Source organism: Mucilaginibacter sp. PAMB04274 (assembly GCF_039634385.2).
Lineage (GTDB): Bacteria > Bacteroidota > Bacteroidia > Sphingobacteriales > Sphingobacteriaceae > Mucilaginibacter.
Genome location: NZ_CP155081.2, coordinates 2,559,635 through 2,577,346 on the forward strand (window position 1 = coordinate 2,559,635; position 17,712 = coordinate 2,577,346).

The 17,712-nt window shown below is 41.2% G+C and carries 18 protein-coding genes; 15 read left to right on the forward strand and 3 right to left on the reverse strand.

The features are described 5' to 3' along the window. Positions 1-46 precede the first annotated feature (46 nt). Positions 47-1,372 carry a hypothetical protein gene (locus ABDD95_RS10860; protein WP_345951913.1) on the forward strand — a complete coding sequence of 442 codons (1,326 nt, stop codon included), beginning with the start codon at positions 47-49 and terminating at the stop codon, positions 1,370-1,372. A gap of 55 nt (positions 1,373-1,427) precedes the next feature. On the opposite strand, the gene ABDD95_RS10865 is transcribed toward ABDD95_RS10860, so the two are convergent. Beyond that, positions 1,428-2,246 (reverse strand): SDR family oxidoreductase, encoded by an 819-nt coding sequence (locus ABDD95_RS10865; protein WP_345951914.1) that lies wholly within the window; start codon positions 2,244-2,246, stop codon positions 1,428-1,430. 119 nt (positions 2,247-2,365) lie between these two features. On the opposite strand from ABDD95_RS10865, the gene ABDD95_RS10870 reads away from it, so the two are divergent. The 6 genes from ABDD95_RS10870 (at position 2,366) to ABDD95_RS10895 (ending at position 8,366) form a co-directional block, all read left to right on the forward strand. Beyond that, positions 2,366-2,923, forward strand: a complete 558-nt coding sequence (locus tag ABDD95_RS10870; RefSeq protein ID WP_345951915.1) for an arylesterase — start codon at positions 2,366-2,368, stop codon at positions 2,921-2,923. 94 nt (positions 2,924-3,017) lie between these two features. Next, complete coding sequence (locus ABDD95_RS10875) at positions 3,018-4,058, forward strand: aldo/keto reductase (RefSeq protein ID WP_345951916.1); 1,041 nt, start codon at positions 3,018-3,020, stop codon at positions 4,056-4,058. Positions 4,059-4,136: 78 nt separating this feature from the next. Continuing rightward, complete coding sequence (locus ABDD95_RS10880) at positions 4,137-4,991, forward strand: fumarylacetoacetate hydrolase family protein (protein WP_345951917.1); 855 nt, start codon at positions 4,137-4,139, stop codon at positions 4,989-4,991. 266 nt (positions 4,992-5,257) lie between these two features. Next, entirely contained in the window at positions 5,258-6,142 is an 885-nt protein-coding gene (locus ABDD95_RS10885; RefSeq protein ID WP_345951918.1) for a glycosyltransferase family 8 protein, read from the forward strand. A 16-nt stretch (positions 6,143-6,158) separates the two neighbouring features. Beyond that, the gene (locus ABDD95_RS10890; RefSeq protein ID WP_345951919.1) at positions 6,159-6,950 is read left to right on the forward strand and encodes a glycosyltransferase; all 792 of its coding nucleotides are present in this window, start codon (positions 6,159-6,161) and stop codon (positions 6,948-6,950) included. A 48-nt stretch (positions 6,951-6,998) separates the two neighbouring features. Beyond that, the gene (locus tag ABDD95_RS10895; RefSeq protein ID WP_345951920.1) at positions 6,999-8,366 is read left to right on the forward strand and encodes an oligosaccharide flippase family protein; all 1,368 of its coding nucleotides are present in this window, start codon (positions 6,999-7,001) and stop codon (positions 8,364-8,366) included. A 4-nt stretch (positions 8,367-8,370) separates the two neighbouring features. Here the strand turns inward: ABDD95_RS10895 and prmC are convergent, their stop codons facing one another. Continuing rightward, positions 8,371-9,231, reverse strand: coding sequence for a peptide chain release factor N(5)-glutamine methyltransferase (prmC, locus tag ABDD95_RS10900; RefSeq protein ID WP_345951921.1), 861 nt, complete (start codon positions 9,229-9,231; stop codon positions 8,371-8,373). 54 nt (positions 9,232-9,285) lie between these two features. Between prmC and ribD the strand changes: the two genes are divergently transcribed. From ribD to bioB, 6 genes are all read left to right on the forward strand, one after another. Next, a complete protein-coding gene (gene ribD, locus ABDD95_RS10905) occupies positions 9,286-10,311 on the forward strand; it encodes a bifunctional diaminohydroxyphosphoribosylaminopyrimidine deaminase/5-amino-6-(5-phosphoribosylamino)uracil reductase RibD (protein ID WP_352432937.1) in 1,026 nt (341 codons plus the stop codon). A 6-nt stretch (positions 10,312-10,317) separates the two neighbouring features. Then, on the forward strand, positions 10,318-11,184 hold the full coding sequence (locus tag ABDD95_RS10910; RefSeq protein ID WP_345951923.1) for a DMT family transporter: 867 nt from the start codon (positions 10,318-10,320) through the stop codon (positions 11,182-11,184). A 5-nt stretch (positions 11,185-11,189) separates the two neighbouring features. Next, entirely contained in the window at positions 11,190-11,804 is a 615-nt protein-coding gene (locus ABDD95_RS10915) for a YigZ family protein (RefSeq protein WP_345951924.1), read from the forward strand. 98 nt (positions 11,805-11,902) lie between these two features. Then, on the forward strand, positions 11,903-12,181 hold the full coding sequence (locus ABDD95_RS10920; RefSeq protein WP_345951925.1) for a hypothetical protein: 279 nt from the start codon (positions 11,903-11,905) through the stop codon (positions 12,179-12,181). A gap of 103 nt (positions 12,182-12,284) precedes the next feature. Further along, complete coding sequence (mgtE, locus tag ABDD95_RS10925; protein ID WP_345951926.1) at positions 12,285-13,634, forward strand: magnesium transporter; 1,350 nt, start codon at positions 12,285-12,287, stop codon at positions 13,632-13,634. Between the two features lie 27 nt (positions 13,635-13,661). Next, the gene (gene bioB / locus ABDD95_RS10930) at positions 13,662-14,675 is read left to right on the forward strand and encodes a biotin synthase BioB (RefSeq protein WP_345951927.1); all 1,014 of its coding nucleotides are present in this window, start codon (positions 13,662-13,664) and stop codon (positions 14,673-14,675) included. A gap of 116 nt (positions 14,676-14,791) precedes the next feature. Here bioB and ABDD95_RS10935 read toward each other — a convergent pair whose 3' ends face one another. After that, complete coding sequence (locus ABDD95_RS10935) at positions 14,792-15,205, reverse strand: organic hydroperoxide resistance protein (RefSeq protein WP_345951928.1); 414 nt, start codon at positions 15,203-15,205, stop codon at positions 14,792-14,794. Between the two features lie 91 nt (positions 15,206-15,296). Between ABDD95_RS10935 and ABDD95_RS10940 the strand changes: the two genes are divergently transcribed. Then, a complete protein-coding gene (locus ABDD95_RS10940; RefSeq protein ID WP_345951929.1) occupies positions 15,297-16,553 on the forward strand; it encodes a putative DNA modification/repair radical SAM protein in 1,257 nt (418 codons plus the stop codon). Continuing rightward, complete coding sequence (locus ABDD95_RS10945) at positions 16,553-17,311, forward strand: TIGR03915 family putative DNA repair protein (protein ID WP_345951930.1); 759 nt, start codon at positions 16,553-16,555, stop codon at positions 17,309-17,311. Before ABDD95_RS10940 ends, ABDD95_RS10945 begins: the two co-directional genes overlap by 1 nt. The last annotated feature ends 401 nt before the right edge of the window (positions 17,312-17,712 follow it).

Sequence of the window (17,712 nt, forward strand, 5' to 3'; positions counted from 1 at the left end):
AGTTTTTTTCCAAAGTTTGACAACGATTTGTTACATCCGCCAATTAATGAAACATAAATTTACTAAAATTACAGCCTTCATATTTACGCTAATAACGGTTACATACGTACAGGCGCAAAAAATACAAGACGGTAAGCTTTGGCTTAACGAAGATGGCAGCAACTATTTCAAAGTCACGCTGATATCGCAGGTTTGGGTGCGTAACACAGACATGAACCCTGGCACAACCATTAATGGTTATCCCAAAAGTAGCTATACCGATATTGGCGTCAGGAGGGCCAGGCTGCAGGCATACGGGCAAATTGCCGACCGGGTGTTTATCTATTCGCAAATAGGTATGAACAATTTCAATTTCCTTTCAGATCGTAAAGCGGGTTTCTTTATACACGATATTACCGGCGAGTATGAAATTGCACGTAAGCGGCTTTCTCTCGGTGCTGGCCTTACAGCATGGAACGGCCTTTCACGTTATGCAGCACCATCTGTAGGGAGCATATTGGGGTTGGATGCTCCTTTATTTGAGCAAACAACTAACGATGTTACCGATCAGTTTTTAAGAAAATTAAGCATATACGCAAAGGGCAAGCTGGGTAAGTTAGATTACCGATTAATAATGAGCAGTCCGATGGCTGTTCAAAAATCTTCAAATTATAATGCAGCACTCACTGATTATTCCACTTATTCAGCAATGCCTGCAAAAATGCAATGGCAGGGTTATTTTCAATGGCAGTTTTTAGATGAAGAAGCGAATACAACGCCCTATGCAACAGGTACGTATTTAGGCACAAAGCGTGTGTTTAACGTAGGGGCGGGCTTCCAATACCAGCCCGATGCTATGTGGAGAAAAGGTGTGAGCCTTACCGATACAATAACATCACCAATGCGTCATTTTGCTGTTGATGCCTACTATGATGCTCCGTTAAATACGGCAACCGGCACCGCTATTAGCGCCTATGCTGCATATATGAACCTGCAACACGGCCCTGGTTACATTCGCAATCAGTCGACCATGAATCCGGCGAATGGCAGCACAATGCCGACTATTATAAATGGCAGCGGTAACGGCTACCCATCATTCGGATCGGGCAGCTTACTGTATGCACAGGTTGGTTACAAGTTTAAAAATAACTTGATAGGAAGCACAACAGTACTGCCCTACGCCAGCTTACAATATGCCAAGTATGACCGGCTAGCTGGTAAAATGAACTATTGGGAGGCAGGAGCGAGCTGGTTATTGAAGGGACATACCTCTAAACTTACGTTTGCTTATCAAAACAGACCTATATTTGAAACATTGAGCCCGGGCGCAAAAGCAGTTCAAACCGATCGAAAAAGCAGCATTGTGTTACAATATCAGGTATTTTTAAATTGAAATTTATTACCCAAGATGGACGAACGTGCTATTCATAATTGCCCGACGACTAAAATTAAAATTTATTTTCCGCAAAGCAGCTTTTCCAATCACCCACAATGAACTTGTAGTTGAGTATGCGGCCTAAATTTATGCTATTTACAGTTTTCCAATCGTTTAATTCATCTTTAAACTGCGGCAACGGCAGTTCTGCGTGCATTGCCGCCTGAGTATAAAACACCTGCTTTTGTGGATGACTCGGCGAACAGGCGTTGAATGTGAATCCGTACGCCTGCTGCTTTAACACTGACAGGGTTATTTGTATACAATCATCCAGATGTATTAGATTGACGGGAGCTCTTCCGTTATCTACGCCTATTTTACCAGCAAAAAAACGGCCCGGATGACGGCCCGGGCCAACCAAACCACCAAAGCGTATTATGGTTGTTTTGAACGCCGTTTGCTTCATAAACAATTGTTCGGCAGCAAATAGTATATGCGCTGAGGATGCCTCATCAGGTTCTGGTAGTACTGATTCATCTACAACCTGGTTGTTGTCTGGATAAACACCCGTTGAGCTTATGTAGATCGCTTGCCCTATGTTATGATTTATGGCAGCCGCAATAATATTCTCCATCTTTGAAAGATAAGCTGCTGTTTGTCCGCTCCTGAATTTGGGCGGAATACATACAATTAAGGTGTCGGTCTCAAAAAAACCTGATGCCTGGGCAGTGCCTTCTTCAGTAACTGAAACGATGTAAGGTTTTATGCCGGCCTGAGTAAGGTCGGGCAAACGCGCTTCAGAAGTGGTGGATCCTTTAACCAATTCACCCTCACCCAACAAAGCTTTCGCTAAAGCTAGTCCATACCAACCGCAACCTAAAATACTAATCATGGGGGTGAAGTTAATAAAGTGCAAACAAGGTGTCAGTATTTTGATTAATAATGACATTATAAGTAAACAGCATCCTGAGCGTTATTTACTTACGCAACTAATTAAAAAGGAAAAATAAATTGAAGAATATATTGTTTTTTGGGGATAGTTTAACTGCCGGCTATGGCTTGTTAAATGTATCACTCGAATCTTTACCGGCTTTAATACAAGCCCGGATCATAAAAGAGAAACTTGCATACCAGGTAATTAACGCCGGCGTAAGCGGAGAAACATCAAGCGGTGGGCTTGCAAGAATAGATTTATTGTTAAAGCAACCAGTTGATGTCTTTGTGCTGGAATTAGGTGCTAATGATATTCTTCGTGGTATATCGCCACAAACAACGGCCAGCAATTTGCAAGCTATTATTAACAAAGTGAAGGCTGCACATCCTCATGCAAAAATGGCTTTGTTGGGTATGGAACTACCTGGCTGGATACCTGGAGCGTTTGTTGCGCAATTCAGAGCGGTGTTTTCACAAGTCGCCAAATCGAACAACATGGCTTTTTTGCCCTTTTTGCTAGATGGTGTGGCAGGCGTTTCGCATCTCAATTTACGCGATGGTTTGCATCCTACGGCCCAGGGATACCAAATAATTGCCGATAAAGTTTGGCCGGTAATTCAGCCCTTGCTAGCGTGATAGGTATATGTCAATTCAGAATTGTCAACTTAACGCTCAATAATTTCGCAGATAGTAATAGCTTTGCCACAACACTAACCAATTGAAAAATAATATGCAGTTCAGTGAGCCATCTCTAAAACTTCCGAAGGTGATTTTTGGTACCAGCGGGTTAGGGAATTTGTACGTTGCCTTGCCTCATGAAAAAAAGCGGGCTATTGTGGATGAATTTGTAAGTAATAGCGGAGTGCCGGCTGTTTTCGATTCGGCAGGTAAATATGGGGCTGGCTTAGCTTTAGAATCGCTGGGCCAATGCTTAAAAGATTTAAATGTACACCCTGATAAAGTACTGATAAGTAACAAGCTAGGCTGGGTGCGTACGGAGCTTAAAACGCCCGAACCTACGTTTGAACCCGGTGTTTGGAAGGATTTAAAGTACGATGCCGTTCAAAAAATAAGCTATGAAGGCATTTTGGAGTGTTATGAGCAAGGCAATGAATTATTAGGAAATTATCAAACTCAGTTTGTATCGGTACATGATCCTGATGAATACCTTACTGCGGCAACTGATGAATCAGATCGTAATAAAAGATATCAGGATATATTGGCTGCTTACGAAGCGCTAACTGAATTGAAGGCACAAGGTAAAGCAAAGGCTGTCGGCGTGGGCGCCAAGGATTGGAAAAGCATTGAGCTTATTAACCGCGATGTAAAGTTAGACTGGGTAATGATTGCCAATAGCATGACGGCACATAGTCATCCGGCAGACCTTTTAGCATTTATGCAGAAGCTAAAAGACCAAGGTACGTTAATCATCAACTCGGCTGTATTTAACGCTGGCTTCTTAACCGGCGGAGACTACTATAACTATAAGCTTATTGATAAGCAAAGCGACAACGGTAAAGCACTTTACCAATGGCGCGATCAATTTTACGAATGCTGTAAAGATTTTGAGCTCGATCCGGCAACAGTATGTGTTCGGTTTGGATTAACTGCGCCCGGTGTTGCAAGCGTAGCCTTAAGCACCTCCAATCCGCAACGTGTAGCTCAAAATATCCAAATGGTAAACGCTGTTATACCTGCAGCTTTTTGGGAGAAGTTACATACCGATGGACTGATAAACGATCAGGCACTTGATTTTCTGAACAAAGGGTAAGTTATTTTGGTAAAAAGCAAGAATTACACCTATTATTGTTCCCAAACATTAAGTACTCGCTACACATAAAAACACGATATGAAATTAATCAGATTTGGACATCAGGAACAGGAAAAACCAGGTGTACTGATAAATGATAAACGGTACGACGTATCAGGCTTCATCCCTGACTACAATGAAGCATTTTTTGAGACCAACGGCCTGGAAAAGCTTAAGGCTATTATAGAGGAACATCAAGATAATCTGCCTGAGGTTGGCGCCGATGAGCGTGTGGCAAGTCCGGTAGCTCGTCCGTCAAAATTACTTTGTATAGGTTTAAACTATGCCGATCATGCTAAGGAGACGGGAGCGCCATTGCCACCCGAGCCTGTTTTGTTTATGAAGAGCACCACAGCTATAGTGGGCCCGTTCGATAATGTAGTTATACCTAAAAACTCTGTTAAAACCGATTGGGAAGTAGAGTTAGCAGTAGTAATAGGCAAAAAAGCGAGTTATGTGAGCGAAGCAGAGGCTGAAGCCTGTATAGCCGGTTACGTTTTGCATAATGATGTTTCTGAACGTGAATTTCAATTGGAACGTAATGGAACCTGGGATAAAGGGAAAGGTTGCGATACATTTGCTCCGTTAGGTCCGTTTTTGGCTACGCCCGATGAAGTAGGCGACGTAAACAATTTGGGTTTGTGGTTAACTGTTAACGGGCAAAAAATGCAAAACGGCACAACAGCCAACTTAATTTTTAATATCCCGTTCCTGATTTCTTATGTTAGTCAGTTTATGACTTTGTTGCCAGGCGATGTTATTTCCACCGGAACACCTGCTGGCGTAGGTTTAGGATTCAATCCACCGGTATATCTTAAACCTGGAGATGTAATTGAATTAGGCATTGATGGCTTAGGCGTCCAGAAGCAGGTTGTTAAAGCTTACGGCGAATAAGACAGTATATATTTATTTACCAAGAACCCGCAAGCAATTGCGGGTTTTGTGGTTTTAAGCGATAGTTCGAGGAACAATTTTCCCGTTTGTTACATATTGAACTTTCCATAACCATCCACACATACTTTACGTATAACTAAAAAAATGGCTTTTGGGCGCATGTGCCGTACACTAGCCATTCAACCAGCGCTTTTATTGTTGTTACATTGCGGCTGGCTAATTAATTGCTATTGCAAATTGAAATTAAACCTACTACTAATCCATATATGACAAGTACTGATAGGCGTTTAAGTGTTGTTTATGCCTGTGATAATAACTTCGTACCACTATTGGCCGCCTCAATTAAATCTCTCGAAATAAATTCGGCCGGAGTTCAAAAAGATATCTACGTTATAGACGATGGCATTAGCGCTGCAAACCGTCAACGGCTAATTAATTCTATCAGTTCGAAGGAAATTGCCATTAAGTTTCTACTGGTAAAAGACGTGGTGGGCAAGATTACTATACCGTACTTTAATAATGCCGCTTTGCCGGTAACCACTTTTTTCAGGCTGTTTGTACATACTTTTATTCCAGAAGGTACTGAGCGTGTTTTGTATCTGGATTCGGACATGATTGTACTGGGTAACATCGCCGAGTTGTGGGAGGTTGAATTTGGCGACAGCATTATTGCTGCTGTACAGGATCCGGGTATTAAAACGCTTGGATGTTCATGGGGCGGAGGCGTGCGCAATTGGAAAGAGTTAGGATATCAAGCGGATGACAAATACCTGAATGCGGGGTTATTACTTATAAACCTGCAAAAATGGAACGAGTTTGATGTTTGTACGAAGGCATTAGATGCTGCTGTAAAATATCAAAAGCACATTGTATATGGGGACCAATACTGTTTAAATGCAGTATTAGCCAACCGCTGGGTAGAACTCGACCCGGAGTGGAACCATTTAGTAGACAATGATAAACCCGGCGCTAAGCTTTTACACTATATAGGCAATAAACCTATTTACACCAACTATACATACAGTGAAAAGTACCGCCAAATCTTCTTTGATTACTTAAGTAAAACGGACTGGAAGGATTTCAAATTGGTGGGCGCGTTTACGCGTCGCGTGCGCATGGTTAAACGATTTGTTAGAAAAATTACCGGTTAATTTTATAGATATACTGATGGGAGCTCCATACAATTTTGACCGCGTAACCTTATTAATAACACATTACAATCGCAGTAAGTCGCTTGAGCATTTGCTAAAACGCTGTGCTGAGGAAGATTTATCATTTGAAGAGATTGTTATATCTGATGACGGAAGTAAGCCTGAACATTTAAGCTACGTTAAATCATTACAGCAAATCTATACATTCAGGCTAATCACTACACCGGTAAACAAAGGCTTGGGCGCCAACATAAACAGGGGACAGGATGCTGTCAAAACGCCTTATACGCTGTATGTACAGGAAGATTTTGAACCCACCTGTGACTTTGCACCGAACTTTATAAATGCAATTAAGCTAATGGATACGGAAAGCTGGGATATAATTCGCTTTTATACTTTCCCGTGGGCGCCATTTCCATACCTTAAAGACTATAAGCTGGGATATGCAGAAATGTTGTTTAAACCTACGCTATTACATCTTAATCATTTAAAGTTTCGCTTGTACAGTGATCACCCGCATCTGCGCCGGTCACACTTTTTTCAAAAGTTTGGGCGATATATAGAGGGCCAACGTGGCGACCCGACTGAATACAACATGTGTATGCAGTTTATCCGTAAAAACGGCAGGGCATTAATGTTTAATGCCGACTCGGATTTGTTTTTGCACGAACATGGTGCAATCGAACCCAACACAATGGTACGTAGCAAATGGAAACTTAGTAATTCTTTCTTCGTAAGTGTAATGCGCAATTTGTATTTAAAAGGCAAAGTGGTTAACAGCACTATAAAGCTGAAAAAACTGAACTGATTACGTCCTTCATAATAATTAACCATTTAAGATACCTTAAACGCTGTAATGCTTGCTAAACTAAAGCCAATACTCAAAAAACTTAAAAACCCACATATCGTAAACCTGATAGGCACTGCTATTATGCAGGTGCTAAACCTGGTTCAGATCGCTATTTTGTTTAATTATCTTTCAATAGAAACAATGGGGGTGTGGTTTTTCTTCCAGGGCACTATAGGCTTGGTTGATACTTTAAGGGCAGGTTTAATTACAACTGCTTTTATTACATCTTACTCGGGTACTACAAAAGAGCGGGCGGCCGAGGTAGCGGGGTCGGCCTGGTACTTGTCACTTTTAATTACCGGTATATTTGTTATCATAAATCTGGTTTACTTAGCTTCATCTATCCATATTAAAGATGGTGGGTTAGATTTATTTTTAAAGTGGTTTGGTTTAGTGTTTGTAATTACGTTACCGTCTTTTATAGCCAGCTGTGTGGCCCAGGCTGAGCAACGGTTCGACAGGTTACTTTATATTCGTGCTATCAGTACTGTGTTATCAATTACAATGGTGCTCACGTTGATTTTAACCAAGTCGCTTAATTTAAATACAGCTATTTACGTAGGGTTTGTTGCAGGTGGTGTAACCAGTTTAATGACTATTGTGTTGGGTTGGGCCCGCTTGGGTACTCTTGCTAATAAAAGCATCACTACCGTTAAAGCGCTTTTCGCTTTTGGTAAATATAGTGTCGGCACTTCGTTAGGCAGCAACCTGTTCCGTTATTCAGATACGTCTATAATTAACTTTATGCTTGGTCCTAGCAGCCTCGCTATATACAATTTAGGTTTGCGGTTAATGGAGCTTGTAGAAGTTCCGTTACGCAGCTTTGCAGCCACCGTTATGCCACCGTTATCTGCTGCTTATAATCAGGATAATAAATATCATGTAATCTATCTGCTCAAAAAATACGCTGGCTTGCTTACTATTCTTCTAATTCCGGTGGTGATAGGATCGCTGCTTTTCGCCGAAATTGCCATATGGATTGTAGACAAGAAGTACCTGTCTACCGAAGCTGCGAATGTGCTTCGGGTTTTTATGTCGTTTGCGTTGCTATATCCGGTTGAACGTTTTATGGCACTTACCCTCGACGCCATTAACCAGCCCCGGGTAAACGCAATTAAACTGGTATTTATGCTAATTGCTAACGTAGTGGGCGATTTTGTTGGTGTGTGGGTGTTCGGCAATATTTACGGAGTTGCCCTGGCAACCATACTGCCTATACTAACCGGCATGATTATAAGCTACAGCTGGTTACAGCGTTATATGAAATTTGATTTGTGGGACGTGTATAAAATTGGCTGGCTGGAAACGCAATGGTTAGTAAAAGACAGCCTGGCTATGTTGCGTAAAAAGCGTGAAACAGCGTCTGACACTTAAATATCTAAGTTTTCATAGCTTTAATCATTCGATCCTTACCGGTCATGTCCTGCCGTAATTCGATGTTTACAAATCCTTTAGCTAATAACATATCAACCGTTTTGTTGCCATAGCTCTCATTAATCTCAAAGAACAAAAACCCATTTTTGGTAAGGTTTGTATGGGCAAAACTGGCTATCGCCTCATAAAAAATCAGCGGCTGCTCGTTGCTTACAAATAACGCAGTATGCGGCTCAAAATTCGTTACGTTCTGGTGCATTTGCTCCTTGTCGGTCATGGTAACGTATGGTGGGTTGCTTACTATAACATTGTATTGCTTGCTTGTAACTTCGGGTTCTGCCAAATTTAAAATATCAGCTTGCAGAAATTTCACATCTACTTGATTTAATTCCGCATTTCTCTCAGCTGTTTGTAAAGCTTCGGCAGATAGATCGATGGAAGCAACGGTACTGGCCGGCAAAAACTTTTTCAAGCAAATAGGTATGCAACCGCTGCCGGTTCCCATATCCAATATGTCGTATTTTGTTTCTCTATCAACCGATGCTAACACCCATTCCACTAATTCTTCAGTTTCCGGTCGTGGAATAAGAACTGATGGATTTACCATAAAATTCAGGCCGTAAAATTCTGTATGTCCTAGTATATATTGAATAGGTTTTCCAGTCTTTAATTGTTCGAGCGCATCCAATAATTGCTGAGACTGTTCCGTACTCATTTCATAACTGTCAAAAGCCTTAAGCCAGCCTTTGTTTTTTCCGGTTAAATCACTTAATAACAAGCTAGTTATAGCATCAGTTTCCTGAGTGCTGTACATGCCAGTTAAATCTGTCTTAAACCTATCAAAAGCATCTTTAACCGTTTTCATGCAACAAATAAACATAAAAGCTACTTTTGTGCGATGGTTAACCTTGAAATTTTTATGCAACGCTGCCTGGAGCTGGCAGCTTTAGGCATAGGGCAGGTAAGCCCCAACCCAATGGTGGGTGCCGTTATTGTGCACGAGGGGAAAATAATAGGAGAGGGTTACCACCGAAAATACGGACAAGCGCATGCGGAGGTAAATGCCGTTAACCAGGCTTTAGAGATACATGAAAACGCTGCCGACCTGTTCAGACAATGTACCTTGTATGTTTCCTTAGAACCCTGTGCACATTACGGGAAAACACCACCTTGTGCTGATCTGATCATCAAGCATAAATTTCCCCGTGTAGTTGTTGGCTGCCGCGACCCATTTGCGCAGGTAGATGGAAAAGGAATAGAGAAGCTAATGCAAGCAGGCGTTGAAGTTGTGACAGGGGTAATGGAAAAAGAATGCCGTCAAATTAATAAGCGTTTTTTTACACGTGTGCAGCAGCAGCGCCCTTATATTGTGCTTAAGTGGGCACAGACGGCTAATGGCATGTTTGCACCGGCGGATGGCTCGCAGCATTGGATAACTGGATTAGAAGCCAGAAAATTAGTACACCGTTGGAGGACAGAAGAGGATGCTATACTTGTAGGTAAAAATACCGCGAGGATTGATAATCCTCAGCTTAACGCGCGTTATTGGAGCGGCAAGTCGCCCAAACGGGTTGTAATTGACCGTAACCTGGAGTTGGATCATAGTTTACACTTATTCGATAATTCAGTAGATACCTTCGTATTTAATGCTTTGAAGACAGACGTTGAAGGTAAGACTAAGTATATTGCTTTAGAAGATTTCGACCGGTTTGTACCACAGTACATCTTGTTTCAGCTGTATCTGCAAGATGTGCAATCAATTATCATTGAAGGCGGTGCTCACACATTAAACCAATTTATAGAAACAGGTTTATGGGACGAAGCACGTATATTTACCGGCACAAGTATGCTTCGGGATGGTATAAAAGCGCCCGTTGTTACCGGAAGCCGATTTGAAGAAACCGTGGTAGGAGATGATCGTTTGCAATTAATTTACAACCAATAGCCATTGATGCTTTATATATTTCTAAGTGTTTGCTGTAGTGTGCTGGTGTCTATACTGCTAAAAATGGCTAAGCGTTATCAAATTAACGTGGTACAAGCCATCACCTGGAATTATTCCATAGCAGCGCTGCTCACCTGGATTTTTTTAAGACCTGATGTAAAGAGCGTAACCAACGCACCGATTAATATTTATTTGTTGTTAGGCATATTGTTGCCCGTCATCTTTTATATGATGGCGCTGGCAGTTAGATCTGCAGGTATTGTACGTACCGATGTAGCTCAACGTTTATCATTACTTATTTCACTCACTGCCGCCTTTTTATTTTTAGGAGACCATTTTACGTTATTAAAGTTTTTTGGCATAGCCCTTGGCTTTGCTGCTATTTTTTGCCTTATACCCTGGCAAAAAAAGCATGTAGTTACCCAGGATAATAAAAATACCTGGTTCTACCTTTTAATTGTTTTTTTAGGCTTTGGTGCAATTGATATACTTTTTAAGCAGATGGCCACCAGCAAAACAGCACCTTATACGGCATCGTTGTTTATTGTTTATGTTGCTGCATTTATAATAGCCGTGCTGGGTTCTCTGTATCAGATTAAATTCAAAAATAAACGCTTTCTGTTTAGGCACATTTTTTTTGGCTGGATACTCGGCATCTTCAATTTTGGTAACATTTTGTTTTACCTTAAAGCACATAGAGCGTTAGCCAGTGACCCATCTGTAGTTTTTACAGCAATGAACATTGGTGTTATTGCTGCCGGCACCTTAGTTGGTTTAATGATATTTAAAGAAAAGCTGAGTTTACTCCATAAAGTTGGCATAGCACTGGCCGTAATTGCCATTGCGGTAATTGCTTACAGCGCTCAATTATAGTTATTATGCTATTTGAAGATACTTACTTCACTGTTAAACAAGCGGCCGAATGTACTTTTGCCGACCGTGGCAGTAAATTCATTACCTTTGTTTATCCCATTACATCAGAAAGTGAGATTAAGCCGCTTATAAATCAGTTAAAGACTGCGCATCCTAAAGCTAACCATCATTGCTGGGGAATGCGCATTACGCCAGACCGTTCTGTATTTAAGGTGAATGACGACGGAGAACCATCGGGCACTGCTGGGCGGCCTATACTAAATGTGATGTTATCTAAAAATGTAACTAACACCCTCATTGTAGTCGTACGATACTTTGGAGGAAAGTTATTGGGTGTGCCCGGTTTGATCAATGCTTACAAAACGGCGGCAGAGCAAGGTTTAGCAGCAGCTGGAATTGTTGAAAAAATAAGCAGCGATGTTTATAGCATTGATTTTGATTACCTGCAGATGAATGATGTGATGAAAATTCTGAAAGATGAGGGCGTAAATATATTGGAGCAACACGCCGATAATACATGCACTATAAAAATTGCTGTAAGAAAATTAAAGATTAGCCAAACAATCAATAAACTCAGCAGTTTATATAATGTTACAACCAATTACCTATATAGTATTTAGCAATTAAATGACTTAATAAATAAATTAGTCTTTTTAGTTGCAAAAAATATAATTACTATTTAATTTAGGGTAACATTTACATCTAACCTCCAAACATCATGAACGGCTTGCCAATTGGGATTTATCTCGAAAACGAGAGAAGATTCGAATTCGATTTTGTTAAACATTTACTAAAAATCAAATTTTTTAAAGAAACTCAACCCGCGGGTACTATTGTGTCGCCTTTTCGTTTAATTAAAAACGATGACGGCTATTATTTATTAATTCACAATTACGACCGCTTGGGCGAACGTAAAATCATGATTGAATCGATAGACCAGAATGAACTGGTTATAAACCATGACAATACATCTTACAAGCTTAAGAAAGTAGCTTAGTATAATATAAAGAACTTTTATGTGATTTTTAGTAAAGAGGGTAATATTACATATTACCCTTTTTTAATGGCCTTTTGCCCTATAATTTGTAACTTGGGCATATATGCAATCTTTTGAAATTGATAAGTCAGACCTGCAGCGCCTTAAAGCAGCGCTTGATGGTAGTGATGCAGACCTGCAACAGGTTCTGCAACAGTATCATACCTCTGAGATTGCCATACTTTTCGAGAAGCTTTCGCCTGCAGAACGCGAACGAATCATTAACATTCTTCCGGCCGAAGAGGCATCCGAAGTTATTTCGGAGATGGATGACGCAGATCACCCGGCAGAATTATTAATTAATCTGACGCCGGAAAAACGGTCGGAGATTGTTGAAGAACTTGATTACGATGATGCTACCGACCTTATTTCACAACTAGATGAGAGCGATCAGCAGGAAATTTTAGGTGAAATTGATGAGGAAGACGCGACGAACATACGCGCCTTACTCAACTATGACGAGGAAACGGCCGGTGGTTTGATGAATACCGACCTCATTAAAGTTAACATCAATTTTACTAAGAATGAGGCTTTGGAAGAAATCATTCTCCAGTCGGAGCAGATGGAAGAGTTCTATACGCTTTATGCCGTAAATGATAATAACGAACTGAAAGGTATACTTTCTATCAAAGATATCATAAAGGCGAAAAGGCAAGTAACCGTATCTCAATTAGTAAATACGGAGTTTGTATATGTTAAAGCGGATCTCGATCAGGAAGAGGTAGCCAAGCTTTTCTCACAGTACAATTTAACCAGTATTCCCGTCGTAGATGATAGCATGAGATTGCTCGGCCGTATTACGGTCGACGACATTATGGACGTGCTGGAGGAGGAGAATACAGAAGACATTCTGAAAATTTCAGGTGTGTCTGAAGATGAGGAATTAGGAGGTAGCTGGCAGGCTGCCATTAAAAGCCGCTTGCCTTGGCTTGTTATTAATTTGGCAACAGCATTTTTAGCAGCTTCTGTTATCCGGAGCTTTGATGAAACGGCGAAGAAAATACCAATCATTTCGGCCTACATGGTAATTATTGCAGGTATGGGCGGTAATGCAGCCACTCAGGCACTGGCTGTTACAGTAAGGCGCATATCATTAAGCGATTTAACAGATAAGCAGGCTTATATCACTGTAATTAAGGAGTTTTTGGTTGGAATGACCAATGGCGCCACCACTGGGTTAATTGTTTTTATTGTAGCGCTTGTTTATGATGCCAACCCTACGTTAGGGCTGGTTATGTTTTTAGCTATGACAGGTAATTTAATTGTCGCCGGCCTTACTGGTGCCACAATACCGCTGCTGCTTAAGCGTGTGGGTATCGACCCCGCTGTAGCTTCGTCCATTATTATTACCACTTTTACAGACTGTATAGGTTTTTTGATGCCACTATGGTTGGCAACAAAGCTTTTATTATAAATTTGCCACAGTTTAAAGTTCTATCCAATGACTGAAATAAGACACGACTGGACCAAAGAAGAAATTTCTGAAATATACCATACGCCATTACTGGACTTGATCTACCGGGCGGCAACTGTTCACCGCGAAAATAAAGACTACGCTGAAGTGCAGATCAGCTCGCTGATTTCTGTTAAAACCGGTGGATGCCCTGAAGATTGTGCTTATTGCCCGCAAGCTGCACGTTTTCAAACCGGCGTTAATGTGCATGCCATTTTACCTAAAGATGAAGTTGTAGCTGCTGCTCAAAAAGCCAAGGCAGGCGGCGCATCTCGTTTGTGCATGGGTGCAGCATGGCGCGAAGTACGTGATAACCGCGATTTTGATAAAGTGATTGAAATGGTACAAGCCGTTAATGAACTGGATATGGAAGTGTGCTGCACTTTAGGCATGCTTACAGAAAGTCAGGCTCAACGGCTTGCCGATGCAGGTTTATACGCTTATAACCACAACCTCGACACATCTGAAGAGGATTATAAGCGCATTATCACTACTCGTACTTATGACGACCGTTTAAAAACCATTGAAAACGTTAGGAAAGCTAAAATCTCAGTTTGCAGTGGTGGTATTATCGGCTTGGGTGAAACGGTCGAAGATCGGATTTCCATGCTAAAGACCTTGTCTAATATGCCAAAGCATCCCGAGTCAGTGCCTGTAAACGCCCTGGTACCAGTTCAAGGCACCCCATTGGCCGAGCAGCCGAGGGTTTCTGTTTGGGATATGGTGCGCATGATTGCAACCGCCCGCATTATTATGCCGCGCACGGTAGTGCGACTATCTGCAGGCCGTACCGAAATGAGTACTGTTGAACAAGCCTTATGCTTTATGGCAGGTGCCAGTTCTATTTTTGCTGGTGAAAAACTTTTAACTACGCCTAACCCGTCATTTGATGAGGATATGGCCATGTTTGAATTACTGGGTTTGACTCCACGTAAAGCATTTAAAAACGGCAGACCAAACCAGTTGCCTATTACTGAAAGCGCTGAAGTTGCCGTGTCTTAATTAACAACATATTTCCTCAAACCCAAGTATATAAAAAACGGTTCACAGCCTAAGTTTTTGAAACTTCGAGCTGTGAACCATTTCTATTGTTAGCTTTTAATTAGAAGGTGATTGCGTTATACTGCTATGACCTTAACCTCAATATTTCCCCGCACAGCTTTCGAATAAGGACAGGCACGATGAGCTTTATCCGCCAGTTGCTGTGTTTCGTCCAGGCTCCTGCCCGGAATGTGTACATGCAATTCGGCCGAAAGCACATAGGCGTTATCGTCCTTATTAAAGCTTACGTGTACCTCAGCCGTTGCCTCGCTTACATCAATGTTATCTTTTTTGGCCACGCTGCCTAAGGCGCCCAGATAACAAGCGCCATAAGCGCCAGCAAATAATTGCTCGGGATTGGTAAAACTGCCGCCTTCACCGCCCATTTCTACCGGTTTTTTCAAGTCCAGGTCAATAATGCCGTCCGACGATTTAATATGACCATCACGGCCGCCTTTAGCTGTTACAACAGCTGTATACACTTTTTCCATTATATATCTTTTTAAATGTAACCCTTATAGTTGTGTAAAGTTTTTTATTCTATTCCAATCATGCTAAAAATATTAGTATTTTTGAAATCATATGGATGAGAAACGTATAACTGAGAAGCTGAATATTTTAGCGGATGCTGCCAAATATGATGTATCGTGTGCGTCGAGCGGTAGCAAGCGTAAAAACGAAAACAAAGGATTAGGTAATGCCAGTAACGGCATTTGCCATACATATACAGAAGATGGTCGCTGTGTATCGCTTCTTAAAATACTACTTACCAATCACTGTATTTTTGATTGTGCTTATTGCGTTTCACGTAGCAGCAACGACATAAAACGTGCTGCGTTTACTGTGCAAGAAGTAGTTGATTTAACTATAAATTTTTACCGCCGCAATTATATCGAAGGCTTGTTCCTTAGCTCCGGTATTTTCAAAGACGCCGACTTTACCATGGAACGTTTGGTACGCGTTGCTAAAAAGCTGCGAACTGAGCACAAGTTTAACGGCTACATTCATCTTAAATCAATTCCGGGAGCAAGTGACGAATTAATGCGAGAGGCGGGCCTGTATGCCGATCGGTTAAGCGTTAATTTAGAAATGCCTACAGAAGAGGGTTTAAAGCTTTTAGCGCCCGAAAAGAACCGCCAGGATATGATTCAACCTATGGGATTCCTCAAAAACGAAATCATTCTCCGGACGGAAGAAAAGACTTTGTTTAAGAAAGCACCCATTTTTGCACCGGCCGGCCAAAGTACCCAGGTAATTGTAGGTGCTACGCCCGAAACTGATCATCAGGTTTTACATACGGCCAATCATTTTTATAAAAATTTCAATCTAAAACGGGTTTATTATTCAGGATATGTACCTGTAATAAGCGATAAACGCCTGCCCGACCTGCACACTAGCGTACCCATGGTACGAGAAAACCGCCTTTATCAGGCCGATTGGCTGATGCGATTCTATGGCTTCCAGGTAAATGAAATTGTAAACGGGCAAAATCCACATCTCGATCTCGACATCGACCCAAAGCTAAGCTGGGGATTACGCAACTTGCACGTTTTTCCGATTGATATAAATAAAGCTGACTTGCAATTGATATTACGGGTACCTGGTATTGGGTTACAGTCGGCACAAAAAATTGTTAGCGCAAGGCTGTTCGGTAGGTTAAATTGGGACCAATTAAAGAAGATAGGCGTGGCATTGAACCGGGCAAAGTATTTTATTACTTGCCACAGTCCGCAATTTGAAAAGCGAGATTTAACTGGAACTGCCATTAAGCAATACATCCTGTCTCAGTCGCAAAGTAAGTATTTAAAAAATTCGGTTACTCAGCTTAACTTGTTTTAATGATGACTACGCTTGTATACGACGGATCGTTTGAAGGCCTCCTTACCGCGGTGTTTGAAATTTATGAACACAAGCTGCAACAGGTTAAAATACAGAAAGGGGAGTGGCTAAGTGCCGCTTTGTTTGAAGATGTTATTAAGATAGTGACCGATCAAAACCGCGCAGGCCGTGTATTGCAGGGCTTACAGCAGCGCTTGGCAACGGCAAGCATGCAGCGCCTTTATGCTATTCATATGGCTGGTTTTGATGGCGAGGACGCAACAATTATTGGCTACATTAGGTATGTTTTCGATTCAGAAATTAATGTAGAAGAAGATTATGGCAATAAATATGTGCTTCGGATGGCAGAGCTGTTGCGGATGATACGCCGTGAAAAACATCGCATGGAAGCTTTCATACGCTTTCAAAAATTACAAGATGAAACTTTCTATTCGGCTATAGAACCCGATTTTAATGTGCTCCCGTTATTAGGTAAACATTTCAAAAACCGATATACCGACCAAAAGTGGATCATTTACGACATGCGGCGCAACTATGGCTTATACTATAATCTTCACGAACTCGAATTTATTACACTTGATTTTTCAACTGCCCGTCCCGACAATGTGATATCAACTTATACAGAAGACGAGGGACTTTATCAAAATCTTTGGAAGAATTATTTTAACAGCGTAAATATACCAGCGCGTAAAAACACAAAGTTGCATATGCGCCATATTCCAAAAAGGTATTGGCGGTTTTTAACAGAAAAAATTTAAAAGGCAATGGCGATGATTTTATTCTACTGATTAACAGCAAGTTGAAAAATAATTAAATTTTACACTTGACACGTATAGTAAAAGATGCTATCTTAGTATTATTAAGAACGACGTACATTGACAGCCTTGAGTAACGGAAAATGAATCGGGTGAATCTTCGGAGGATCTAAAGATCATAGGAAGTCTTTAATTGCATCCTGGTAGCAAATAAGATACGCAAGTTATTATAGCTGAGGGGTGAGGGTTAAAAAAGGTATTACCAAAAAGGACACCGTAATCTACGGAGAAACAGTGAAAACAAAGGTAATGGTCTTGCAGTAGTAATCGCTTGTATATGACGCGAGTTATATAGAGCAATAACAGAGGGCAGATCGGTAAATGCACATCAAATCGTACTTAAT